The 24,432-nt window shown below is 67.6% G+C and carries 15 protein-coding genes; 9 read left to right on the forward strand and 6 right to left on the reverse strand.

Going from position 1 to position 24,432, the window contains the following annotated elements; translation table 11 throughout:
- Positions 1 to 66 precede the first annotated feature (66 nt).
- Both C4N9_RS14925 and C4N9_RS14930 read right to left on the reverse strand, forming a co-directional pair.
- Positions 67 to 3,567, reverse strand: coding sequence for an error-prone DNA polymerase (locus tag C4N9_RS14925; RefSeq protein ID WP_245902577.1), 3,501 nt, complete (start codon positions 3,565 to 3,567; stop codon positions 67 to 69).
- The gene (locus tag C4N9_RS14930) at positions 3,564 to 5,108 is read right to left on the reverse strand and encodes a Y-family DNA polymerase (protein ID WP_109534145.1); all 1,545 of its coding nucleotides are present in this window, start codon (positions 5,106 to 5,108) and stop codon (positions 3,564 to 3,566) included. The genes C4N9_RS14925 and C4N9_RS14930 overlap by 4 nt, the downstream gene beginning before the upstream one ends.
- 350 nt (positions 5,109 to 5,458) lie before the next feature.
- On the opposite strand from C4N9_RS14930, the gene gpmI reads away from it, so the two are divergent.
- The 7 genes from gpmI to C4N9_RS14965 all read left to right on the forward strand — a co-directional run bounded on the left by gpmI (position 5,459) and on the right by C4N9_RS14965 (position 13,698).
- The gene (gene gpmI / locus C4N9_RS14935; protein ID WP_109534146.1) at positions 5,459 to 6,982 is read left to right on the forward strand and encodes a 2,3-bisphosphoglycerate-independent phosphoglycerate mutase; all 1,524 of its coding nucleotides are present in this window, start codon (positions 5,459 to 5,461) and stop codon (positions 6,980 to 6,982) included.
- 3 nt (positions 6,983 to 6,985) lie between these two features.
- A complete protein-coding gene (locus C4N9_RS14940; protein ID WP_109534147.1) occupies positions 6,986 to 8,122 on the forward strand; it encodes a murein hydrolase activator EnvC family protein in 1,137 nt (378 codons plus the stop codon).
- Between the two features lie 55 nt (positions 8,123 to 8,177).
- Positions 8,178 to 9,518: a S41 family peptidase gene (locus C4N9_RS14945; protein WP_109534148.1), complete on the forward strand. Its 1,341-nt coding sequence runs from the start codon at positions 8,178 to 8,180 to the stop codon at positions 9,516 to 9,518.
- Positions 9,518 to 10,003 carry an RNA pyrophosphohydrolase gene (locus C4N9_RS14950; protein ID WP_109534149.1) on the forward strand — a complete coding sequence of 162 codons (486 nt, stop codon included), beginning with the start codon at positions 9,518 to 9,520 and terminating at the stop codon, positions 10,001 to 10,003. Before C4N9_RS14945 ends, C4N9_RS14950 begins: the two co-directional genes overlap by 1 nt.
- A 120-nt stretch (positions 10,004 to 10,123) precedes the next feature.
- The gene (locus tag C4N9_RS14955; RefSeq protein WP_109534150.1) at positions 10,124 to 11,302 is read left to right on the forward strand and encodes an MFS transporter; all 1,179 of its coding nucleotides are present in this window, start codon (positions 10,124 to 10,126) and stop codon (positions 11,300 to 11,302) included.
- Positions 11,303 to 11,455: 153 nt separating this feature from the next.
- Positions 11,456 to 12,478, forward strand: a complete 1,023-nt coding sequence (locus C4N9_RS14960; RefSeq protein WP_109534151.1) for an aspartate-semialdehyde dehydrogenase — start codon at positions 11,456 to 11,458, stop codon at positions 12,476 to 12,478.
- A 185-nt stretch (positions 12,479 to 12,663) separates the two neighbouring features.
- Positions 12,664 to 13,698, forward strand: a complete 1,035-nt coding sequence (locus C4N9_RS14965; RefSeq protein ID WP_146195172.1) for a hypothetical protein — start codon at positions 12,664 to 12,666, stop codon at positions 13,696 to 13,698.
- Between the two features lie 81 nt (positions 13,699 to 13,779).
- Here the strand turns inward: C4N9_RS14965 and C4N9_RS14970 are convergent, their stop codons facing one another.
- Entirely contained in the window at positions 13,780 to 14,490 is a 711-nt protein-coding gene (locus C4N9_RS14970) for a sulfotransferase (protein WP_109534153.1), read from the reverse strand.
- A 137-nt stretch (positions 14,491 to 14,627) separates the two neighbouring features.
- Between C4N9_RS14970 and C4N9_RS14975 the strand changes: the two genes are divergently transcribed.
- Positions 14,628 to 16,421 carry a glycosyltransferase family 2 protein gene (locus C4N9_RS14975; RefSeq protein ID WP_109534154.1) on the forward strand — a complete coding sequence of 598 codons (1,794 nt, stop codon included), beginning with the start codon at positions 14,628 to 14,630 and terminating at the stop codon, positions 16,419 to 16,421.
- Between the two features lie 127 nt (positions 16,422 to 16,548).
- On the forward strand, positions 16,549 to 20,712 hold the full coding sequence (locus C4N9_RS14980; RefSeq protein WP_168192247.1) for a glycosyltransferase family 2 protein: 4,164 nt from the start codon (positions 16,549 to 16,551) through the stop codon (positions 20,710 to 20,712).
- Positions 20,713 to 20,736: 24 nt separating this feature from the next.
- Here C4N9_RS14980 and C4N9_RS14985 read toward each other — a convergent pair whose 3' ends face one another.
- The 3 genes from C4N9_RS14985 to C4N9_RS14995 are packed head-to-tail and all read right to left on the reverse strand — an operon-like array spanning position 20,737 to position 24,418.
- Positions 20,737 to 21,672 carry a hypothetical protein gene (locus C4N9_RS14985; RefSeq protein WP_109534156.1) on the reverse strand — a complete coding sequence of 312 codons (936 nt, stop codon included), beginning with the start codon at positions 21,670 to 21,672 and terminating at the stop codon, positions 20,737 to 20,739.
- A complete protein-coding gene (locus C4N9_RS14990) occupies positions 21,669 to 23,249 on the reverse strand; it encodes a glycosyltransferase (RefSeq protein WP_109534157.1) in 1,581 nt (526 codons plus the stop codon). Before C4N9_RS14990 ends, C4N9_RS14985 begins: the two co-directional genes overlap by 4 nt.
- Complete coding sequence (locus C4N9_RS14995; RefSeq protein WP_109534158.1) at positions 23,246 to 24,418, reverse strand: hypothetical protein; 1,173 nt, start codon at positions 24,416 to 24,418, stop codon at positions 23,246 to 23,248. Before C4N9_RS14995 ends, C4N9_RS14990 begins: the two co-directional genes overlap by 4 nt.
- Positions 24,419 to 24,432 lie beyond the last annotated feature (14 nt).

The raw sequence follows: 24,432 nt of genomic DNA on the forward strand, positions 1-24,432 counted from the left end.
GGGATCGGGTGGTGTCACAGGTGCCCGCTGCGAGGGCCGGGGTCAAGCGGGGGCAGGTTCGGGGGCTCAATGGAAGTCCCGGCTGGGAAACAGGATCCGCGCCTGATCGCGCGGATGCACCCGCCCGCCGCCGCCGCCCGTCTTCGAGCGCAGCGGATGCTTGCCCGGCAATTCGCGCAGCGGCACCGGGCGGCGGGTCTCGTCGCCGCGCCCCTCGGTCGGGTCGATCGCCTCGGTCCCCAGCTCGCCCAGGTAGTTCAGCGCCATCGAGTAATCCTCGACCGTTTCGGCGATCAGGTGGATGATGCCTTCCTGCCGCTGCAGCCGCCCGGTGATCTTCAGCAGCCGCCCGCCGATGACGATCCGGCGGAAGCGTTCATAGACCTTGGGCCAGACGACGACGTTGCACACGCCGGTCTCGTCCTCGAGCGTGATGAAGATCACCCCCGAGGCGGTGCCGGGCCGCTGCCGGGTGATGACCAGCCCACAGACGCTGACGGCAAGCGGGGATTGTCCCAGATCGGCGGCAGCGGTGAGACCGGGCAGGTTGGGGCGCACGATCTCCATCGGATGCGCGCGCAGGCTCAGGCGCAGCGACAGGTAATCGTCGATCACCTGCTCGCCCAGCGTCATCTGCGGCAGGTCGGCCTCGGGTTCGATGACGCCCTCGCCGGTATCGCCGAACAGCGGCAGGGGCTTGGGCGCGCGAATGGCCTTCACCGCCCAGAGCGCGTCGCGCCGGTTCAGCCGCATCGGCGCGAAAGCATCGGCCAGTGCCAGCTTTTCCAGCGCGGCCGGCGCCACGCCCGCGCGCCGCCACAGGCTTTCCACATCCGGATAGCCGTTGCCCCGGCAGGCGGTGATCCATTGCGCGTCCTCTTCGCGCAGGCCCTTGATCTGGCGAAACCCCAGCCTGAGCGCCAGCGCGCCGTCGGGCCGCCTTTCCAGCGTGTTGTCCCATTCCGAATGGTTGACGCTGATCGGCCGGACCTCGTGCCCGTGTTCCTGCAGGTCGCGCACCAGCTGGGCGGGGGCATAAAAGCCCATCGGCTGGGAATTGAGCAACGCGCAGGTAAAGGCCGCCGGGTGGTGCCGCTTCAGCCAGGCCGAGGCATAGACCAGAAGCGCGAAGCTGGCGGCGTGGCTTTCGGGGAACCCGTATTCGCCGAAGCCCTCGATCTGGGCGAAGCATTGCTCGGCGAAGGGCAGGTCATAGCCGCGAGCCAGCATCCCGCCGATGAAGCGGTCCTTGAAGGTGCCGATCGTGCCCATCCGCTTGAAGGTCGCCAGCGAGCGGCGCAGGCGGTCGGCCTCTTCGGGGGTGAAACCGGCCGCGACCACGGCGATCTGCATCGCCTGTTCCTGGAACAGCGGCACGCCCATCGTCCGCTCCAGCACCGCGCGCAATTCGGTCGAGGGCAGGACGACCTCCTCCTTGCCCTGACGGCGGTTGATATAGGGATGCACCATCCCACCCTGAATCGGGCCGGGGCGGATGATCGCCACCTCGATCACCAGATCGTAGAATTCGCGCGGCTTCATGCGCGGCAGAAAGGCCATCTGCGCGCGGCTTTCGACCTGAAACACCCCGATGGCATCGGCGCGGCACAGCATGTCATAGGTGTCGGGATCCTCGCGCGGCAGATTTTCAAGGTCCCAGTGCTGGCCCCGGTGCTGCGCGATCAGGTCGAAGGCCTTGCGGATGCAGGTCAGCATCCCGAGGCTGAGCACATCCACCTTCAGGATCCCCAGCGCGTCGATATCGTCCTTGTCCCATTCGATGACGGTGCGCCCGTCCATCGTCGCGTTCTCGATGGGGCAGAGTTCATCCAGCCGCCCCCGGGTGATGACGAAGCCGCCCACATGCTGCGACAGGTGACGCGGGAAGCCGATGATCTCGGCGATCAGGTCCAGCGTCTGCGCCAGCCTGCGGTCGTCGGGATTGAGCCCCAGTTCCAGAAGCGAATCACGCGAGGGCGCGCGCGACGACCAGCCCCACGATCCCGAGGCGATGGCGGCCAGCAGATCCTCGGACAGGCCCATGACCTTGCCCACCTCGCGGATCGCCGCGCGCGAGCGGAAATGGATCACCGTCGCGGTCAGCCCGGCGCGGTGGCGGCCATAGGTCTCGTAGATATGCTGGATCACCTCTTCGCGGCGCTCGTGCTCGAAATCGACGTCGATATCGGGCGGCTCGCCGCGCGCCTCGGACATGAAGCGCTCGAAGACCATGCTGATCGTGTCGGGCGCCACCTCGGTGATCCCCAGCGCGTAGCAGATCACCGAATTGGCGGCCGAGCCCCGGCCCTGACACAGGATCCCGCGCGAGCGCGCGAAGGTCACGATATCGTTGACGGTCAGGAAATAGGCGGCAAAGCCCAGCGTGCCGATGATGCGCAGCTCTTTCTCGACCTTCTGCAGCGTGTCCTGCGGTGTGCCGCGCGGGAAGCGGCGGCGCAGCCCCTCGATGGTCAGCCGCTCCAGCCGCTTCTGCGGCGGTTCGCCGTTGCTGATCTCGTCGGGATAATCGTAGCTCAGCTCATCCAGCGAGAAGGTGCAGCGCCGGGCGATGTCCAGCGTGCGCCGGATCGCGGCCGGATGATCGCGGAACATCCGCGCCATGTCGGCGGGGGCTTTCAGCCGCCGCTCGGCATTGGGCAGGGCGCGCCGGCCGATCCGGTCGATGGTGCAGCCCTCGCGCAGACAGGTCAGCACATCGGCCAGCCGCCGCCGCCGCGCGTGATGCATCAGCACGTCGCCCAGGGCCACCATCGGCACCCCGGTGCGCTGCGCCAGCCGCGCGCGCTCGGCCAGCCGCGCGCGGTCGCGCCCGTCGTAACGCGGCGCGGCGCCCAGGAAGACATGGCCGGGAAAGCGCCGCATCATGTCGCGTAGCCGCGCCTCGGTCGTGCGCGCCTCCGGGTCTTCGGCCCCGGGCGAGGCCTCCTCGGGCGGCAGCCCGATCAGGATCAGCCCCTCGCCCTCGGCCTGCAGGTCGGCCAGATGCAGATCGCACCGCCCCTTGCGGGCGCGCCGCTTGCCGGTGGACAGCATCCGCGACAGCCGCGCATAGGCGTCGCGGTCGGTGGGCAGGGCCAGCCACTCGACCGGGCTGTCGCTGAAGACAAGCCGCGCGCCGACGATCAGCCGGGGCAGGCGCGGCGGAACCGGAAGGCCCGCGCCGCGGTCGTCCTGCCGGCTGGACGGGTCGTGCACGACCTGCCCGCGAATCGTCACCGTGCCGCCCTCGGCCAGTCCGCGCCGGATCTCGCGCAGCGCGGAATGCGCGCGGACCACGCCCGCAAGGCTGTTGCGGTCGGTGATCGCCACTGCCTCGAGCCCCAGTTCGGCGGCGCGCGCGACCATCTCCTCGGGATGCGAGGCCCCGGTCAGGAAGGTGAAATTCGTCGTCACGCAAAGCTCGGCATAGCGCGTGCCGGGGGCCAGATCGACCCGCCTTTCGTCCGGCGTGCCTTCGTGCCTTTCACCTTGTCCCAAATACTCCGGAGACCCGCCATCGGCAGCGCCACCGGTTCCGGTCTCTTCCATCCTGTCCTCGGGGATCATTCGAACTCCCCCTGCACCGCCCAGCCGGGATCCTGCGGCGTGAAGAAGATCCACAGCCGCGGCCCTTCGAGCGTGTCCAGCCGCCAGTAATCGCGCACCCCGCTGCGCCAGAGCGGATCGTCCAGCCACCATTCCGGCGTCAGCCGCTCGGGACCGAATACCCGCAGCCGCGTCAGCGCCTGCCGCCGCCAGCGCAGGTGCCGGGGCGGATCGGGCAGGGCCGGGGCGTCGAGCGGCTCGGGCGGGAACAGCACCAGCGGCCGCACGGCGCCGGGGCGCCCGTCGGCCGGCCCGGGACGCGGCCAGCCGTCCGGCGGTTCGGTGAAGGCGGCGGCGGCGCTGAGAAAGGCGCGCTCGGGGATATGGCTGTCGGCGGGCAGGGGGCGGATCAGCGCCTCCAGCCCGACCCGGTTGCCCAGCCGCGTCATCAGATCGGCCAGCGCCTCCGAGCTGCCGCTGCGCGCCCCGCCCTGCGCGGGCGACGTCCCGCCCCGCCGGGTGCCGCCGCCGCCGGTCAGTTGCGCGGGCGGCAGGGCCTCGACCAGGGGCGCCGAAAGCCGCAGCGCATCGAAGCCGAACCCCGCCTCCAGCGCGTCGATCGCGCGCTCGAACAGCGCGGCCATCGCCGCCGCCTCGCGCATCGGCCGGGCCAGGGCGATCTCGGCCTCGGCCCGGCCGCCATCCGCGCGCGCCAGTTCCAGCCGGAGCTGGCGCGCCCCGGCCTCTTCGCGTTCGAGCCTGCGGCACAGCCGTTCCAGCAGCCGCGTGAGCCCCGCCATCACGTCCTGCGACGTGCCGATCGGCTCGGGCAGCGACAGGCGCACGGCATGGGGCGCGGTTTCGGCGGGCGCGGCGACGGGTTCGCGCAGCACGCCCTGCGCCTGGTCGAGCCGCATCATCAGCTCGGGCCCGAAACGGCGGGTCAGCGGCGCGCGGGGCGTGCGCCCGAGATCCGCGATCCGCGTCAGGCCCAGCCGCGCCAGCCCGGCGACGGTCTCGGCCTCGATCCTGAGCGCGGCCATCGGCAGCGGCGCAATCGCCGCGCCCGCCTCCTCGGCCAGCGTGACCGGGCCGGGCGCGAACCGCGCCAGCCCCCAGGCCGCGCCGCGCGTCGGCGCCACGGCGATCCGCGCCTCGATCCCCATCGCCGCCAGGCGCTGCGCCATGTCCGCGCAGAGCGCCGCCTCGCCCCCCATCAGATGCGCCGATCCCGTCAGGTCCAGCACCAGCCCGTCCTCGCCGTCGACCGCGACCCAGGGCGCATAGCGCAGCGCTTGGCGGCGCAGCGCCTGCAGCGCGCGGCGGGGCAGGGCGGGATCGTACGGGCGGGTGGTCAGGCCGGGCACCAGGCTGCGCGCCTCGGACAGGGATTGCCCGCAGCGCAGCCCCTGGGCCGAGGCCGCCGGGGACAGGCAGGCCACGACCTCGCCCCGGCCCCGGCGCGCCACCAGCACCAGAGGCTCGCTCACCTTGCGCGCCCGCCGCCGCACGAGATCGCTGGCGAGGCGGGGGAGGAACAGGGACAGGATACGCGCGGACATCGGCCATTTGTTCTTGATATGTTCTCATTTAGCGCGCCGGACAAAACGAGTCGAGTCGATCCGGCGCCGGGCTGGCCGACAGCCCCGGGGGCCAGCCCCCGGACCCCCGGGATATTTGAAGAACAAAGATGGGCGTTAACGCGTCGCTAACCGGCATCTTTGTTCCCCAAATATCCTCGGGGGGTGAGGCCGCAGGCCGAGGGGGGCAGACAGCCCCCCTTTCGGGCGCGCCGCGTCTCGAGGCCGCCGCGCGCGACATGATGCGCAGCGCGGGTCTTCGGCATTGCTCCCGGCCGGTCAGGGGCATAGACAGTGCCGGACAACAGGCCACAAAAGACCGGAGGCCCGGCATGACCGGCAAGAAACCCGTCGTTCTGTGCATTCTCGACGGATGGGGGATCAATCCGAAGACCGAAGGCAATGCCGTAGCTCTTGCCGATACGCCGAATTTCGACCGGGTGATGGCGACCTGCCCGCATGCGACGCTGGTGACTTTCGGCAATGACGTGGGCCTGCCCGCCGGCCAGATGGGCAATTCCGAGGTCGGCCACACCAATATCGGCGCGGGCCGGGTGGTGGCGATGGATCTGGGCCAGATCGACCTGGCGGTCGAGGACGGTTCCTTCGCGCAGAACGCGGCGCTGCTGACCTTCATCAAGCGGCTGCAAGGCACGGGCGGCACCGCGCATCTGATGGCGCTGGTGTCGGATGGCGGCGTGCACGGGCATATCACCCATCTCAAGGCGGCCGTCGCGGCGATCGCGGGCGCGGGCGTGCCGGTGGTGATCCATGCGATCACCGACGGGCGCGACGTGGCGCCGAAATCGGCCGATGGGTTCATCGCCGATCTGGTGGCCAGCCTGCCCGAAGGGGCCAGCATCGGCACCGTGATCGGGCGCTATTACGCGATGGACCGCGATTCGCGCTGGGAGCGGGTCGAGAAGGCCTATGACGCGATGGTTCGGGCTTCGGGGCGCGAGGCGCCCGATGCGCAGGCCGCCGTCGCGCAGGCCTACGCGGCGGGCGAGACGGATGAGTTCATCCTGCCCACGGTGATCGGCAACTACAAGGGCGCGCGCAGCGGCGACGGCCTGTTCTGTCTGAACTTCCGCGCCGACCGCGCGCGCGAGATCCTCGCCGCGGTGGGGGCGCCTGCCTTCAACGGGTTCGAGGCGCGCCAGCGGCCCGACTGGGCGATGATGCTGGGCATGGTGGAATATTCCGAGGCCCACAACGCCTTCATGAAGACGGCCTTCCCCAAGCGGGTGATCCGCAACACGCTGGGCGAATGGGTGGCAAAGCAGGGGCTGCGCCAGTTCCGGCTGGCCGAGACCGAGAAATACCCGCATGTGACCTTCTTCCTCAACGGCGGCAAGGAAGTGCCCGAAGAGGGCGAGGACCGTTTCATGCCGCCCTCGCCGAAAGTGGCGACCTACGATCTGCAGCCCGAGATGTCGGCCGCGCAGGTGACGGAGAAATTCGTCGAGGCGATCGAGGCGGGCTATGACCTGATCGTCACCAATTTCGCCAATCCCGACATGGTCGGTCATACCGGCGTGGTCGAGGCCGGGATCCGCGCGGTTGAGGCGGTGGATCAGGGCCTGGGCACGGTTCTGACCGCTCTCGAGAAGGCGGGCGGTGCGATGGTGCTGACCGCGGACCATGGCAATTGCGAGCAGATGATCGACTACGCCACCGGCGGGCCGCATACCGCGCATACCACCAATCTGGTTCCCGTGGCGCTGATCGGCGGGCCCGAGGGCGCGACGCTGGCCGATGGCCGGCTGGCCGATGTGGCGCCCACGCTGCTGGCGCTCATGGGATTGCCGCAGCCTGACGAGATGACCGGCAAAAGCCTGATCCGGAAGGCCTGATCCATGAGGCGCGGGGGCTTTCTGGGCTGGATGCTCGCGGCGGGGCTGGGACTGAGCCCGGCGGCGCCGGGTCTGGCCAATACCGCCGAGAACGCGCAGGCCGCCGCGATCGACCTTCTGACCGCGATCGACAGCCTGGGCGAGGCCCGGCAGGCGCCCGACCAGATCGAGGCGCTGACCCGCGCGATCCAAGCGCACGAGGCCGGGTTGTCGGCGCTGCGCGAGGGGATGCGCGAGGCCGCCCTGCGCGAGGCCGCCGTCGCGCGTGTGCTTGAGCAGCAGCAGGCACAGGTCAGCCGCGTTCTGGGCGCGATGATGGCCGTCGAGCGGGTCGAGGGGCCGGTGATGATGGTGCATCCGCAGGGGCCTCTGGCCACGGCGCGGGCGGGAATGATGATCGCCGATGTCGCGGCCGGCATGCAGGCCGAGGCCGATCGTATCGGCACGCTGGTGCGCGAATTGCGCGACCTGCGCGCGGTGCGCGAGGACGCGGTCGAGACCCTGGCCTCGGGGCTGGCCAGCCTGCAGGGCGCGCGCGCCGAGTTGAGCCAGGCGATGGCCGACCGGCGCGAATTGCCCCCCCGGGTGGGCGATGACGAGGCACGGATGCTGGCGCTTCTGGAATCGGTGCGCACGCTGCAGGGACTGGCGGCCGGGCTGGCCGAGCGGCCCTCGGGCACGGCCTCGGAACTGCCGTTGTTCGAAACCGCGCGCGGGCGGCTGGAACTGCCCGCCATCGCCACGATCCTGCGCGGCGCGGGCGAGGCCGACGCCGCCGGGATCGAACGTCCGGGGCTGGTTCTGGCGACCGAGCCGGGGGCGCTGGTCGTGGCGCCGTGGTACGGCACCGTGCGCTATCGCGGGCCGCTTCTGGATTACGGCAATGTCGTGCTTCTGGAACCGGGCGAGGGCTGGCTGATCGTGGTGGCGGGGCTCGACGTGGTCTATCCGCGCGCGGGCGAGGTGCTGGCGCAGGGCGACGCGCTGGGCCTGATGCCCGGGGGCGATCCCGTGGCTGACGAATTCGTGCGCGCCGACGAGGTAGCGAGCCGCAGCGAAACGCTGTATCTGGAATTGCGGCGGAACGGGCAGGCCATTGACCCTGCCGACTGGTTCGATTTGAGTGGACAGGAGCCGTGAAACGGCTGGACACGCGTGCGACAGGGCGCGCAGGACCGACAGACGGGATGGAAGCATGAACAAGTATCTGGTGGCAGCGGCGGCGGGCATCCTGGGCGGTGCCGTGCTGTCGACGCAGGTCGCCGCGCCGCTTCTGGCGCAGGAACAGGACGCCAACCAGTCGGTCTATGAGCAGCTCGACCTGTTCGGCGACGTCTTCGAGCGGATCCGCGCGCAATATGTCAACGAAGCGGATACCGGCCAGCTGATCGAGGCGGCGATCAACGGCATGCTGAACTCGCTCGACCCGCATTCCAGCTATCTGCCGCCCGACGATTACGAAGACATGCGTGTGCAGACCCGGGGCGCCTTTGGCGGGCTGGGGATCGAGATCACCCAGCAGGACGGTTATGTCCGCGTCATCACCCCGATCGACGAGACCCCCGCCGCCGATGCCGGCGTGCAGCCCGGCGATTTGCTGACGCATGTGGACGGCGTGTCGCTTCTGGGCCTGACGCTGCCCGAAGCGGTCGATCTGATGCGCGGCCCGGTCGGCAGCGAGATCGTCGTGACGATCCTGCGCGAGGGCGTGAGCGAGCCCTTCGACCTGTCGATCATCCGCGACACGATCCGCATTCAGGCGGTGCGCTCGCGGGTCGAGGGCAATATCGTCGTGCTGCGCGTGACGACCTTCAACGAACAGACCTACGACAATCTTGAAGCCGAGCTTCAGCAGGGCATCGAGGAACTGGGCGGGATCGACCAGCTTCAGGGGATCGTGCTGGACCTGCGCAACAATCCCGGCGGCCTGCTGATGCAGGCGATCCGCGTGTCTGATGCGTTCCTGGAACAGGGCGAGGTCGTCTCGACCCGCGGCCGCGACGAGGCCGAGGGCGAGCGTTACAACGCCACGCCCGGCGACCTGATCGAAGGGCGGCCCATGGTGGTGCTGATCAACGGCGGCTCGGCCTCGGCAAGCGAGATCGTCGCGGGCGCGCTGCAGGATCACCGCCGCGCGGTCGTGGTGGGCGAGCGCAGCTTCGGCAAGGGCTCGGTCCAGTCGCTGATCCCGCTGCGCGGCGACGGCGCGATGCGGCTGACGACGGCCCTGTACTACACCCCCTCGGGGCGGTCGATCCAGGCGCTGGGCGTGGCTCCCGACATCGTCGTGCACCAGCCCCAGCGCCACGATGCCGCCATCGCGCCCGAGGAAGACGGCGCCGTGCCGCGCCCGCTGCGCTCGGAATCGACGCTGCGGGGCGCGCTGTCCAACACCAACATCACCGACGATGAACGCCGGCAGATGGAGGAGGAAGAGCGCGCCGCCGAAGAGGTCGCCCAGCTGCGCGACGAGGATTATCAGCTGGCCTACGCGCTCGACATCCTGCGCGGCCTGTCGGCGATGAACGACAACTGATGACGCCCGAAGAGCTTCAGGCGCTGCCCTACCGGCCCAATGTCGGCGTGATGATGATCGACGGGCGCGGCATGATCTTTGCCGCAAGGCGGCTCGACAGCGCGGTCCCGGCCTGGCAGATGCCGCAGGGTGGGATCGACGCGGGCGAAGACCCCCGCGCCGCCGCCCTGCGCGAGCTTCAGGAAGAGACCGGCGTCGCCCCGGCGCTGGTCCAGGTGCTGGCCGAGACGCCCGACTGGCTGTGCTATGACCTTCCGCCCGAATTGCTGGGCAAGATGTGGAAGGGCCGCTACCGGGGCCAGCAGCAGAAATGGTACCTGCTGCGCTATCTCGGCCGCGACGATCAGATCGACCTGGAGCAGGAACATCCGGAATTCAGCGAATGGCGCTGGGTCACGGCAGATGAGATGATCGAGGCGATCGTCCCCTTCAAGCGCGAGATCTACAAGCAGGTGGTCGCGGCCTTCCGCCCGCATCTGGCCTGACTCCGCACGGCAGGGCGAACGGCGCGGCGAATCGGGCGTCGGAATCGACGCGCGCGCTCTGGACGTTGCCTGCGCAATCCGCATAACTGCACGCTGTTTAATCATTTCGGGAAAAGCGGCGTGAAACTCGGCATCTCCTTTCTGGTCCTCGCCTATGTGCTGAGCCAGTTCTACCGCGCGTTCCTGGCCGTGCTCTCGCCGCTTCTGTCGCGCGATATCGGCGCTCTGCCCGAGGATCTGGCGCTGTCGTCGGGCCTCTGGTTCCTGACCTTCGCCCTGATGCAGATCCCGGTGGGCGCCGCGCTCGACCGGATCGGACCGCGCCGCATCTCGGCCTGGCTTCTGGGCGTCGCGGGGGCTGGCGGCGCGCTGGTCTTCGGGCTGGCGCAGGCGCCGTGGCACATCCATGTGGCGATGATCCTGATCGGCATTGGCTGCTCGCCCGTGCTGATGGCCAGCTATTACATCTTCGGCCGGATGTATCCCGCCCGGGTCTTCGCCACGCTGGCGGGCGCGATCATCGGCTTCGGTACGCTGGGCAACCTGGCCGGCGCCTGGCCGCTGGCCTGGGCCGCGGAGAGCTTTGGCTGGCGGCTGACCGTGCTGACGCTGGCAGGCGTGACGCTGGCGGTGGCGCTGGCGCTCATGCGGCTGGTGCAGGACCCGCCGCCGCTGCCCCGGCACGAGGCCGGCCGGGGATCGCTGTTCGATGTGCTGAGGATCCCGGCCCTGTGGCTGATCCTGCCCTTGATGGCGGTGAACTATGTCCCCGCCGCCGCCGTGCGCGGGCTCTGGGCCGGGCCGTTCTTTGCCGATGTCTACGGCGCCAGCGCGATCGATATCGGCTGGGTCACGCTGGCCATGGCGCTGGCGATGGTGGCGGGATCCTTCGCTTATGGTCCGCTCGACCGCGTCTTCGGCACGCGCAAATGGGTGGTGCTGACGGGCAACGTTCTGGGCGCGGCCTGTATCCTGACGCTCTGGGCGGTGCCGACCATCGGCTTCCTGCCCGCCACGGCGCTTCTGGCGGGGGTGGGGCTGTTCGGCTCGTCCTTTCCGCTGATGATCGCCCATGGCCGCAGCTTCTTTCCGCCGCATCTGCTGGGGCGCGGCGTCACGCTGATGAACCTGTTCGGCATCGGCGGGGTCGGGGTGATGCAGACCGTGTCGGGCGGCCTGCACCGCGCGACCGCGCCGGTCCCGCCCGAGGCCCCCTATCAGGCGATCTTCCTGCTGTTCGGGCTGCTCTTGCTGGCGGGCTGCGCGATCTATCTGTTCTCGCAGGACCGCACGGACTGAGATTTTCGGGCCCTAATCGGCGCTTATGCGGGGTCCGGCCCCCCATTGGGCTTTAATCCCGGGCGGAAACCGCGTATTCGCGCTGCTGTCCATGACGCTTCTGTCCTTCCGGGCGGGGCGGTCATGCCTGTCCGTACGTCCAAGGAGGATCTGATGGGTTACAAGGTTGTTGTTGTCGGTGCCACGGGGAATGTGGGCCGCGAAATGCTGAACATCCTCGCCGAGCGCGAGTTTCCGGTCGACGAGATCGCCGCGCTGGCCTCGCGTCGCTCGCTGGGAACCGAATGCAGCTTCGGCGACAAGACGCTGAAATGCCAGGATCTCGAGCATTTCGATTTCACCGGCTGGGACATCGCGCTGTTCGCCATCGGCTCGGACGCGACCAAGGTCTACGCGCCCAAGGCCGCCGCCGCCGGCTGCGTGGTGATCGACAATTCGTCGCTCTACCGCTACGACCCCGACGTGCCGCTGGTGGTGCCGGAAGTGAACGCCGCCGCCGTCGACGGCTATACCAAGAAGAACATCATCGCGAACCCCAACTGCTCGACCGCGCAGATGGTCGTCGCGCTGAAGCCGCTGCATGACCGCGCGAAGATCAAGCGCGTCGTGGTGTCGACCTATCAATCCGTGTCGGGCACCGGCAAGGACGCGATGGACGAGCTGTGGAACCAGACCAAGGGCGTGTTCGTGCCGGGTCAGGAGGTCGCGCCCTCGGTCTATCCCAAGCAGATCGCCTTCAACGTGATCCCGCATATCGACGTCTTCCTCGACAGCGGCGACACGAAAGAAGAATGGAAGATGGTCACCGAGACCAAGAAGATCGTCGATCCCAAGATCAAGGTCACCGCGACCTGCGTCCGGGTTCCGGTCTTCGTCGGCCATGCCGAATCGATCAATGTCGAGTTCGAGGATTTCCTCGACTGGGAAGAGGCGACCGAGATCCTGCGCGAGGCGCCCGGCATCCTGGTCGTCGACAAGCGCGAGGCGGGCGGCTACATCACGCCGGTCGAATGCGTGGGCGAATACGCCACCTATGTCAGCCGCATCCGTCAGGACGTGACGATCGAGAACGGCATCAACTTCTGGTGCGTCTCGGACAACCTGCGCAAGGGCGCGGCCCTCAACGCCGTGCAGATCGCCGAGGTCCTGGGCCAGCGCTGCCTGAAGAAGGGCTGAGGTTCGGAAAAACACTGCCAACGGGTCGCGGCATCGAAAATCAACTTGGATGCCGCGATCAGCCTTTTATTCTGCCGTTGTCCCGTCCGACGGGGCAAGACATTTCACTTTATCATTGGTGCCTTCAGCCGGCACGCTATGACTCTTCCAAAGCGGTTCGGCGGGCAACTCGGGATAAGATTTCCATGCGTGCAATCGTTCATATCGGTGCCCCGAAAGCCGGCTCTACCGCAATTCAGAGTAACATCCGCGACAACAGGCAGGAGCTGTCGGATCAAGGCTTCTTCTGTTACTGGCCGTCGCGCGGTCCGAATGATCGAGCGCTTTCAGAACGTTTTGAAGCGGCAAAGGGTCCGAGGCCTCCTCAAGTGCAGCATGCCTTTGAGAAGATTCCTGACCCTGTTTCGTGGAGCAACGCCTGCTGGAGAGAACTCGCTGAACAGGTCGCCCGGAGCGACCATGATTTCGCGATCATTTCTAGCGAGCATTTCTTCAATACGCCTGACCCTAACGGGCTTCTTGATGCCCTGAGCGGGATTTTCGACGATCTAACCCTCGTGGTTTATCTTCGTGACCCCGTGGAGCAATACAACTCACACTTGAATCAGCTGATCCGAGGGGGCGCACGGTTTCGCAATCTGAAAACCCCTGTAGCCTACCAATATTATGCATACTCGCATCTGCCGGCGATGCTAGAGAAGATCGGTTCCGAAAAGGTTGTGGCGCGGAATTTCAGCCGCAAACACTTGAAGAACGGTGACGTTGCAGATGATTTCTTCGATGTTGTCTCTTCTATTGCCGATCGTCCTGTTTCAGTGTCGCAAAAAGCGGCTCGCGTGAATGAAAGCCTGTGCGGTGCGGCGACAGTTTGGCTCATGGCGCAGAACGAAAGTTTTTCCGTTCAGGCGCCGAAACATCTGGAGCTCCGCCGGCAAGTGATCCGGCGTCTGCGCGAGGATCTCGCCCTGAAAGATCTTCCGCCGCTTAAGCTGGAAGATCCTGCCATGGCGGCTATCCTTCGTTGGAACGCGCGCGAAGCGTGCCAATGGTATAACGACACATTGCTTGGCTCCGATTCTTTGCTTGCTCTGGAAACGGCAGCTCCGGATGTTCCGGACTACCGAGAAGCGCGTGAGCAAATGCGAGCTTGGATGTTTAGCTACCTGTCGCAGGATGCCTTGGAAAAAGTCTTGCGCGCTGCGGTTCCTGTAACGGGCTGAAAGCCGTTACTTCTTGTCGCGCCCGTTCTGCTGCTGGATAGCAAAGCAAAAAGCAGTCCGCCCTGGGCCTAGGTTTCGCGCCTATTCCGCAGTCTTCTTCAGGTGCATCAGCTTCCGCGACATGACATTCGACACCAGCTCGGGGTCGTAGTCCTCGCCCAGAAAGGCAAACAGCGGCTCCAGCTTGCTGTGGTCGCTCGTATAGTCGTTGTAATGGATATGATGGCAACGGTCGGGATTGTTGCGCATGTAGCGATGGAACAGCGCTTCGGTCGCGGACAGCCGCTTCTTGACCTCGCTGGGGTCCTGCTGTGCCCACCAGCCCGAGCGCACCACCTCGTCCAGATTGCGGGTGTTGAAGACGAACTTGGCCGGGCTCAGGAAACGGTGCAGGAAATTCAGCGTATTGCTGAGATCCGCGAAGCTGTTGCCCCAGCGGATTTCCTTGAACCCCGTAACCCGGGTGCCGGCAGGCGGCATCAGGATCTGGTTGCGAAAGGTCCGGGCCAGCGCATCGCCATATCGGCGATGATTGCAGTTCTCGGCCCCGTACCAAGGGTTGTTGGGCTGTGTCGTCTCACCTGTGCGGGCATGGCTGCGGATGACGTCGTTGTCCCGGACATTGACCCAGGCCTGCGCCAGAGGACCGGCCGCGTTCGCGTTCTCCCCGCGGATGCAGTACCCGTCGATCGCGTTGAGCAGGTTCTGGACCAGTGTCGATCCCGAACGCCCATAAGTGACCACGAACACATAACCCTTTATGTCGGTGCTCTGGGCATCGCCTGACGACATCCGTTCGTCCTCTAACCGTCTACGCGCCTTGAATATCGTTGCGAATTGTGGAGAACAAGCGGAAACCAGACCTCGGGGCGGCCACCAAGGCGGCGCGGAGGCAAGCCTGAAAGACGTAGCGGAGCGCGGGGCACGCCATGACGCAGACCGACGAACCGCTCATCTCCGTCATCGTCGCAGTGCATGACGTGGCCGATCACGTCGGCGCGGCGGTGGCCAGTCTCAGGGCGCAGAGCCTGACCGATTTCGAGGCTCTGATCGTCGATGACGGCTCGACCGACGGCTCGGGCACGGTCGCGGCCGAGGCCTGCGCGGGGGATCCGCGTTTTCGCGTGATCCGGCAGGACAACCGGGGTCTGTCGGGCGCGCGCAATACCGGGCTGGATCAGGCGCGGGGCCGGTTCGTGGCCTTTCTCGACGGCGATGACGCCTATGCGCCGGGCTACCTGTCGGGGCTGCACGGGGCGCTGACGCGGCAGGGGACCGACTGGGCCGCCTGCGCGATCGAGCTTGCCTATCCCGACGGGACGCGGATCAGCCATCCCGCGCTGCATGCCTCGGAACCGCTGAACGCCGAACAGATCCTGCAGCTGGACGATGCGCGCGCGGCCGTGCGGGTGTTTCCCTCGGCCTGGAACAAGCTCTACCGGCGCAGCCTGTTCGACGGGCTGCGCTTTCCCGAAGGCATCTGGTTCGAGGATCACGAGGTGTTCTGGGAGATGGTCGCCCGCGCGCCCGCGCTCGCCTATACGCCCGAACCGCTGTACCTGCATCGCCGCGAACGGGCGGGCCAGATCACCGGGCGCGACGACGACCGGGTCTTCGATCAGCTGCGCGTGCTCGACCGGCTGCATCCCCGGCTGACGGCCCTGGCCCACGGCAAGGAGGCTTTCGACCGGCTGGCGACCCGGCTGGTCCACGAGCGCGCGGCCGTGCTGGTCGACCGCGCCCGCCGGACCCGGTTCCTGACCGCCACCTACGCGCTGTTCGACCGTCTGGATGCGCAATGGTCGCCCGACTGGGACCCGGATATCAGCCGCGCGCTGGGCCGGGTGCTGGCCGGCGAAACGCCGCTGACGATCCTCGTGCTGGATCCCGATCCGGGCCGGGCGCTGGCGGCGCTCGACCGCACGGCGCAGGGCGATTTCGAGCTTCTGGTCACCGCCGCCGACGCGCCGGAAACCCTGCCGTCCGGGCAGGTGGTGGAGCGGGTCTCGCCCGAAGGGCTGACGCCGCGGCGGCTGGGCGAGATCGCGCGCGGCGATTGGGTGATCGTGCTGGCCCCGGGCGAGATCCCCGCGCCGGACGGGCTGAAGCGGCTGCTCAACCTGGCGATGGAAAGCGGTTGCGATCTGGCGATCGGGGCGCTGCTGCGCGAGCGGCAGGGCTATCACGACGGCTGGACCAATAACGCCGCCCTGGGGTTCGATCCGACCGCCCTGCCTGCGACCGGGGGAAGGATCGCGATGGGCGAGGGGGCGGTCACCCGGCAATATCCCGCGCTGGGCAACCGGATCCTCCGGCGCGACCTGCTGGCCGCGATGCCCGAGCGCCAGGCGCTTCGCGGCGATCCGCTTTCGGTTCAGATGATCGTGACCGAACTGGCGCAATCCGCGCGCCATGTCGTCTATACCCGCTACGCGGTCACCTGCATTCCCGATTTCATGGCAGACAGACGCGGCCTGTTTGCGCTGCGGCGCGCGGTGGCGCATCTGCCCGAGGCCGGGCTGGCGCCGGGATGGCGCGGACAGGTCTATCTGCGCCTGCTGCGCCTGACAGGGCTGCGCGGCGCCTTGCGCTGGGCGCTGGCGGCAGGGCTGGTTCTGCTGTCGGGCTGGGGACCCGGCCATCCGCGTGCACAACCGCATGGTCAGCCCGACCCCGAGACGCCCGCTCTGGCACGCAGGATGCTGACTCGCGGGCGGCGTTGAGGCAGAGTTGCATCGCGTAGCAGCGCTTGCCATAAGGTCCGGATTTAATGCTGCGATGCAGTGTCGATTGAATGGCAGGGTTTGAATGGAGTCCTTTCGTACCGCCCAAGGGGCAAGATTCTGGACTTTGGCCGATTTTTCCGCCGGCTTCGTCCTGAACCTCGATTTCTATAACGACGCCGAAACCGAGATTCCCTTTCACCTGTCGGTCCGGCGCGATGAGAAGCTGGTCGTGGTGAACCGTAAGGCGCCCGAGGGCTGGCGCCGCGAGATCCGCTTTCCCATGGAGTTCGAGAACCGGCTCACCCCGGTTCAGATCGTTTTCGCCAATGGCACCGCCGAGGTGCATGTCGACGAGCGGCGCATCGGGCTGTTCGATTCGCTGCCCCGGCTGGACCTGTCGGGGCGCATGTTGATGCGGCGCGGCTTTCCCCGGCTGGACCAGATCGCCAAGGTGAATGTCACGGGCTGGTCGGCCTATGACCGGATGGTTCTGGACACGTCCAGCGACCGCTGGCGCAACGAAACCGGCCTGCACCTGAACGATTCGTTCGAAGCGGTGGTGCGGAAGCTTCGGGCCGAACACGCGCGCGACGGGGTGCTGCGGATCGCCGGGATGGAAGAGACGTTCCGCGCCTCGCTGCGCCTGATCGTCCCTGCGGCCGACCGCGCCCGGGCCGAGTTTGGTATGGTCGCGCTGCCGCCGGGCCGGATCTGGACCGGGGCGGGCGACACGCTCGTGCTGACGATGACCACGCGGGATGGCGCCATGCTGGGGCAGATGACTCTGACCCGCGCCGACCTGGCCGCACGGATCAGCGAGCTGGCGCGCGCGGGGGGGCTCGATCAGAACGACCGGGCGGCCCTGCAGGCGCTCGAACACGTCAAGTTCGCCGAGATCGGCGACGACCTGTCGCCCGAGGTCTGGGGCGTCCTGTCGAAGGCGGCCGAGCGGTTCAAGCTGAAGGACTACCTGCCCGAGCGCGCGTCGGCCGGGGCGGCGCCCCTGCGCCCGGCTGTGGCCGAGGATCCCGAGCAGCCGGCGATCGAGGCGGTCGAGCGTTTCACCGTCGCCATGCGCGCCGATCCGTTGCGCGACCCGGTGGCGCTGCTTGACGCCGAAATGAAGATTCTTGCGGCTCAGGCGGCCAATCTGCCGAAGAGCCGCCTGCCTGAGGTGGAGCCTTCCGCCACCGCGGACGGCACGCCCGTCGCCCCGGTGGACATGCTGAAACTGATGTTCCTGTACCGGCTGATGATCTGGTTCGCGCAGAACGACCGGATGGACGATCTGCTGCGCTACCGGCGCGATGCGGGACTGCCGTACCGACCGCTCGACTGGCCGATCAGCTCGGCCCGCTCGCTGATGATCGCGCTCTATTACGGCGAAGGCCGGTTTCAGGAGGCGATGGAGGCCATGCACCAGATCGCCGCGCCGGGCGGCGACTGGCTGAACACGCCGGTGATCGCCTGGGTGATGGAACAGGCGGCACGAAGCGCGCCGGCGCTCGATGGCACGCTGCCGCTCGACTGGGTTGCGCGCGAGATCCTGGCCGGCGCGCTGAACCTGATCGAATGGCACAGCGGCGATTACTGGAGCCACATGACCTGTCAGCGCCTGATGCGGGCGACCGTGGCGATCCTGTCGCGCGACAAGGCGCTGCCGCCCGAAGTGCGCGAGCGCGCGATCTGGGTTGCGGGCAAGGTCTATGCGCTCAATCCCGGCTTCTGGGCGATGGTGGACGAGGCTCAGGCCGCCACCGGCTGGGTTCTGCCCGACAGCCTGCGCGCGATGCGCGAGGTCTTCGAGCCGATCGAGGCCGCGATCCTGAACGGGCCGGTTCTGTCGATCGCCGATGCCGAGCGGGTCGATCACGCGCTGAACCTGCACCGGCAACTCGGCACCGGCGCGATGGTCCGTTTCCGGCGCGAACTATTCGGGCCGCTGGGCATTGCCGAGACGGCGATGGGGGGGGCGCTGGCCCCGCTGATGGCGGGCATGGATCCGGCCGAGGGCGCGCTGCGGCTTCTGACCTTCCCGCGCGCCCGGGTCGACCTGACCGAGGACCAGCGTCAGGAGGCCCTGCGCGGGCTGGAGCGCTGTAACGAACAGCTCGTCGTCCTGCCTTTCGCGGATCAGAACAATCATCTGCGCGCCCAGGCCGAGGCCATCCTCGCCGGCGACGCGGACGCCCCGGCGCTGACGCGCTGGCTTGAGGCCCTGCCGCCGATTTCGGGCGCGCAGGGGCGGTTCGTCGGCATCATGCTGGCCTTTGCCACCGCGCGCGGGCTTCTGGACCGGGGCCGCGCCGACGAAGCCGGGCAGGTGCTGGAACAGGCGCGCCGCCTTGTCGCGACGCAGCTGTCCGACAGGGTGGCCACCGGGCTGCTCCTGGCCTCGTCGCTGGTCGGAATGTCGTTTCATGCTCTGAACAGGGCGCATGGCGACAGGCCGGACATCCGCGCGCTTGCCGGTCTTCTGACCCACCGTCTTCCCGCCGCGCCGCTCGAGGCGATCGACGACCGCGCCGCCGACCTGATGCAGGCGGCCAGCCCGCTTCAGAACACGCTGCTTTGCGTCTATACCTGTCAGCCCAATCTGGACACCCGGGTCCGGATCATGCGCGAGACATGGCTGCCGCTTCTGAAGGCGATGGGCGTGCCGTTTCTTGTTTTCGTGGGCAATGGCGACGGGCGGCGCGAGGGCGATGTCGTCTATCTCGACGCGCCCGACGATTACGAGGGGCTGCCGCAAAAGAGCCTCGCGCTGGCGAAATGGGTGCTCGAACACACCAATTTCGCGCATCTGGTCAAGGTCGACGACGATTGCTTCATCGACCCCGAAGCGTGGTTCGGGGATCTCGCGCATCGGGGCGCCGATTACCATGGCCGGCGGCTGCATCGCTCGCGCGGGCAGGTCGACCGCGCGTGGCATCAGGGCAAGTCCCGCTCGCAGCGGGGCCGCTTCGAACTGGACAAGTCGCCCGAGCCGTCGACCTATGCCGATGGCGGTACGGGCTATTCGCTGTCGCGCGTGGCGATGGCCGCGCTGGTCGAGGCCGCGCAGACGGCCGAGGGGCGCGAGCTGGAGCAATTGTCCTTCATGGAGGACAAGCTGGTCGGCGACCTGCTGAGCCTGCGCAATATCGGGCTCGACAATACCGGCTATCATGTCAGCGTCCTGCGCCGCACCGCACCGGGCGGTCCGATCGTGCCACAATGGGTGAACGGCTTCCTGCCGTTCAGGGGCGCGCGGGTGAAGCTGGCGCATCTGGACGGCGTCGACCGCATGGCCGAGGTACTGGCCGGGATGGATCAGGACCGCCCGCTCGACCGCAAGATCTGGCCAAGCTATCAGCCGGTTACCTTGGGCTTCAATTCGAACGCGCTGGATCTGGTGTCTTCGCAGGCAAGGCTCGACACTGTGAACGAGGCCGAGGTGGCGGCGGTCATCTGCCTGCGCAACGAGATGTTCATCCTGCCCGCCTTCCTTGACCATTACCGCAAGCTGGGCGTCGGCGGGTTCCTGATCGCCGATAACGGCTCGGATGACGGCAGTTTCGAATATCTGGCCGAGCAGCCCGACGTGGCGCTGTTCTCGGTCGATACCGAATACGGCAAGTCGGGCTACGGCGTGGCATGGCAACAGGCGCTGATGTCGAATTTCCGTGTCGGGCGCTGGTCGCTGGCCGTCGATGCAGACGAATTCCTGTTCTGGAACCTCGACCGGTCGGGCGATCTGCCGACGCTGGTGCAATCGCCCGAATTCGAGGGCGCCGATGCCGCGCGGATCTTCATGCTGGACATGTATCCCGAAGGCTCGCTCTCGACGGCGGATTTCAAGAGCGGCGATCCCTTCGCGCAGGCCGGCTTCGTCGAGCGCGAGCCGTTTCTCACCGCGTCGATGGCGCTGGGGCCGTTTTCGAACTCGCCCACATGGACCAGCGCGCTGCGTCACCGGCTTATCCCCGGCTCGCGCAGCGATCTGTTCGTTGCGCAGAAATACGCGCTGTTGCGCTATCGGCCGTGGATGCGGCTGTCGGCGGGGCTGCATTACGTGTCCGAGACGCGGCTGGCCCGGCGCGAGCTGCTGTTCGCGCATTTCAAGTACAACGCCCATTTCCGCGCCAAGGCGCAGGCCGAGGTCGCGCGCAGCCAGCATTTCAACAATGCCGAGGAATACCGCAAGTATCTGGCGCTGGTGGGCGAGGGGCGCGACGTGATCCACGATCCCGAAATCTCGGTGCCGTGGGATCAGGCCGCTTTCGTGCGGCGGGTCTGCGGCGGCTGAAAGCCGCCGGGCCCGGGAGGGCGCTCAGAACCTGGTGAAAAGCCGCTCGCGGTCGGGGAAGAACTGCGCGCGCAGGCGCTCGTTGCTCTCGGCATGGGCGGCGCGGATCCGTTCGCGCTGCGCGTCGCTCAGGACCAGTTTCGACCCCGGCTGTTTCAGCCCGCGCCGCTTCAGCGCCATGACCGCGTGAAACAGCGGGTTCGGCCCGCCGCTTTTCAGCCGCGACGGCGTCCATTTCCCGATCCGGATCGACAGATCCACCTCTTCGGCGCTGAGCGACTGGTTCAGATAGGGCGGATCTTCCAGCGGGCCGCGATCGATCCCGGCCACCGCGCAGAAATCATCCAGCAGATCGCCGTTCTTCATCACGCCCCGGTCGAACAGCCGGACGGTCAGGTTTTCCTGCCCCACGACCGAAGCCCACATGCGCGCGCGGCGGAAGAAATTCATCTTCGGCAGCATCGTGTCGATATGCTGGTCGAGTGTCTGGAACTCGCCGCGCTTGATCGCCTCGGAATAGGTCGAGAGCATGAACTCGTCCTGCGGGCGGTAATAGACGATGTAGCGCACGCTGTCGAAATGGCGGTTCAGCGTGTCGTGCAGCGCCTGCATCCGGTCGAGCGTGTGGCACCAGGCATGGATCTGCTCGCTTGAGGCCAGATAGGTATGCTCGGGCCATGTCCGCACACCCTTGCTCAGCATCGCCTCGAACCGGTCGACATAGGCTTCCTGGCTGGCGCGGCCCTTGACGCCCATGGCGTAGAGCTTGTTCGCCGCTTCCAGCTCGCCGCCCGAGCGGATGATGGCGGTCAGGCCCAGCTCCATCTGCGCGGGGTTGCGGGGCGTGAAGGGCTCGAAACGCAGCCCCTGCGAGGACAGCGCCGGGCGGTTCAGGGCCAGAAACGACTGGATCGTCGTCGTGCCGGTCTTCTGCGTTCCGATGTGAATGACGGCTTTCATGGCGTTTCCCGGTAAATCTGCAGAAGCTCTTCGATATGGGTCTGGACGCTGACGGGCGCGATGGCGTTGGCCCAGTAATTGGCTGGCGTGACGCTGCCGTCCAGAAGCCGCGACATCACCCTGTGGAAGGCGTCGATGCTGTCGGCGCGGAACACCAGGTCGTTGCAGCGCCCCAGTTCCTGCGCGCCGCCGCGGTCCGAGGTGATCAGCGGGATGTGGCGCGAATGCATCTCGATGGCGACTTGCGGCAGGTTGTCTTCCCACACCACCGGCACCACGCCCAGATCGACATCGGACAGCATGGTCTTCAGGTCGTCATGCGAATAGCCGGCGATATGCGTGACCTCGGCCAGATGCCCACGCAGATCGGCCAGAAGGCCCATCGCCTCGCCGTCGCCGGGCAGGGCGGCCAGTTTCAGCCGCACGCGCGCGGCCAGTTCGGCGGGCAGGGCGGCAAGCGCGCGCATCAGGAAGTGATAGCCCTTGTCGCGGCGCATGTAGCCCAGATAGGCGATCCGCAGCGTGCCGTCTTCGTGCAGAAAGGTGGTGCGCGGGCGGCTGTAGTGCCATTCGCCCGCCTCGGCCGAGCCGATATAGCTGGTCTGCAGCTTCGAGGCATGGATCCCGTGATGCAGCGCGATCTGGCGCACCCGGTCGGACACGCACAGCACGCTGTCGCAATGTGCGTTGATCAGGCTCACGAAGCGCGCGCGGCGTCGGGCGAAAGCCTCGGCCGGGGTGGCGCTGCTGGGCTTGGGATGGGCGCGGCGCTGGTCGTCGCTCGCGGGGGGGATCACGGTCGGCACGTTGCCGCCCTGCGCGGCCTGCGCGCTGGCGCTCGCCCCCGCGCCGGCACCAGCGGCGACAAGGCGCACGGGCTCGGCCATCTGGCGGCGCCGCCGCACGTTCAGGATGCGCCGCAGGCTGCGCCAGGCCAGCCGCATCGCGGGACGGAACACATGGTCGTAAAACCGCGTCCCCGGTCCCAGCCCGGTCCGGGCGAAGGTCCAGGCGATGGCATAGGCCGTGCGGATCGAGCGCGGCTCGGGCTGGGCGGCAAGACAGCGCGTGCAGCTCGATCCGCCGTGGAAATCGTCGCAATGCTCGCGCTCGGCATACCACAGGTTCACTTGCGGGCAGAACGGGTAGTAATTGTGCAGGGACAGCACGAATTTCGTCCCGGGCCAGCGCCGTTTGAGGTTCAGCACATTGGCGGGCAGGCCTTCGAGATTGTTGAAATGGATGACGTCCCACGGGCCGGTGCGATCGACGAAATCGGCAAAGGCCGCTTCGGTCGCCGGATCGTCAAGCTGCGCGCGTCCGCCGAAATCGGCATGGGACGGGGCGATCAGGCCGGAATTGACCAGCGTGTAGCGCGGGCTCTTGCCACCCTCGACGGTGATCACATGCGGCTTGCGGCGCAGGAATTCCTGCGACAGGCCCGAGGACAGAAAGGCGGTTTCGATGTCCTCATGCGCGGCCATCCCGTTGATGACATTGCGCTGATAGACGCTGACGCCGCCGCCGCGCCGCTCGCGATCAAGGTAATCGGCCCAGTTGTAATACAGGATTCTCATTGCGGCTTGTCCTTGCCCGGAGCCTTGCCCTGCGCCTTGGCCGGAGTCTCGTCCGGCGCCTTGGCCGGGGCCGGGGCCTGCGGCTTGCCCAGCTGATCCTCCAGCGTCTTGATGCGCTGGGCCTGCGTGGCCAGCCTTTCGCGCAGGCGGGCGATCTCGCTGGACAGGATCGCGAACATCTCGGCGGTTTCGCGCCGCGCCGGGTCCTGCGGGCGGGGCGGATCGGCGCGCATGGCCGCCAGATCCAGCGCCGCGCCCGGCAGCGCCGCCAGCGTGTCGAGCCCCGTCAACGCGCGGTCGCGGATCTGCTCGAAGGTCAGCGGCGGGCGCGGTTCGGACCATTGCGGCGCGCGGGTCTCGGCGCCGAGCGCGCTGTCCACATCCTGCATCATCGCCGTCTTGACCCACCGCCGCGCCGGCACATGCTGCATCCCGCGCTTGATCGGCAGAAGCTTTTCATCGAGCCGGGGATTGGGATCGGCATCGGGCGTTCCCGCACGGGCGGGGAAGGGCTGGCCGATCGCGTTCAGGAAATCGCGGTACATCGCATCATCGCGGCGCAGCGCCGGCGTGAAGCCCCGCAGGATCACCGCGTCGCGCCCGAAGATGTCGATCCACGGCCGCAGCGCCTGCGCGTAATCCCAGTGGATCGGCTCCATCACCTGCTCGACCGTGGTATCGAAGCCGGGCACGTCGAAACCGATCTTGATCAGCTGGTTGTACCAGCTTTCCAGATGGCTTTGCGGCGCGCGCAGATAGCACACGACGCGAAAGCGCAGCCTGTCGCGCACGGTGTCGATCAGCGCCCGCAGCGCCGCCTCGGCGCCGGGATGCGCGCCCAGCCGCATGAATTCCTCGCTGCTGACCAGAAGCGACTGCCCGCCCTTCAGCGCCAGCGCCTCGTCGAACAGCGCCTGCCACATGTCGCGCGCCGGGGCGGGGGGCTGGAAATTGTAGAGCAGCGATTGCACGCCCGCCTCGTGATAGAGGACATGCGCAAGCGGCGAATGCTTGGCCAGCTTTTCATGCGTCCGGGCGTAAACCAGCCCCTGCCGCGCCAGCTTGCCGCGATTGGCCTGGAAAAAAACCTGAAGCGCCGTCGTCCCGGTCTTGAAGTGACCGATATGGAAAATGATTTCCGGCGGCGTCTTGTCGAAGAATCGTACCAAACAGGAACTCCAGA

This window comes from Pararhodobacter marinus (assembly GCF_003122215.1).
Taxonomy (GTDB): domain Bacteria; phylum Pseudomonadota; class Alphaproteobacteria; order Rhodobacterales; family Rhodobacteraceae; genus Pararhodobacter; species Pararhodobacter marinus.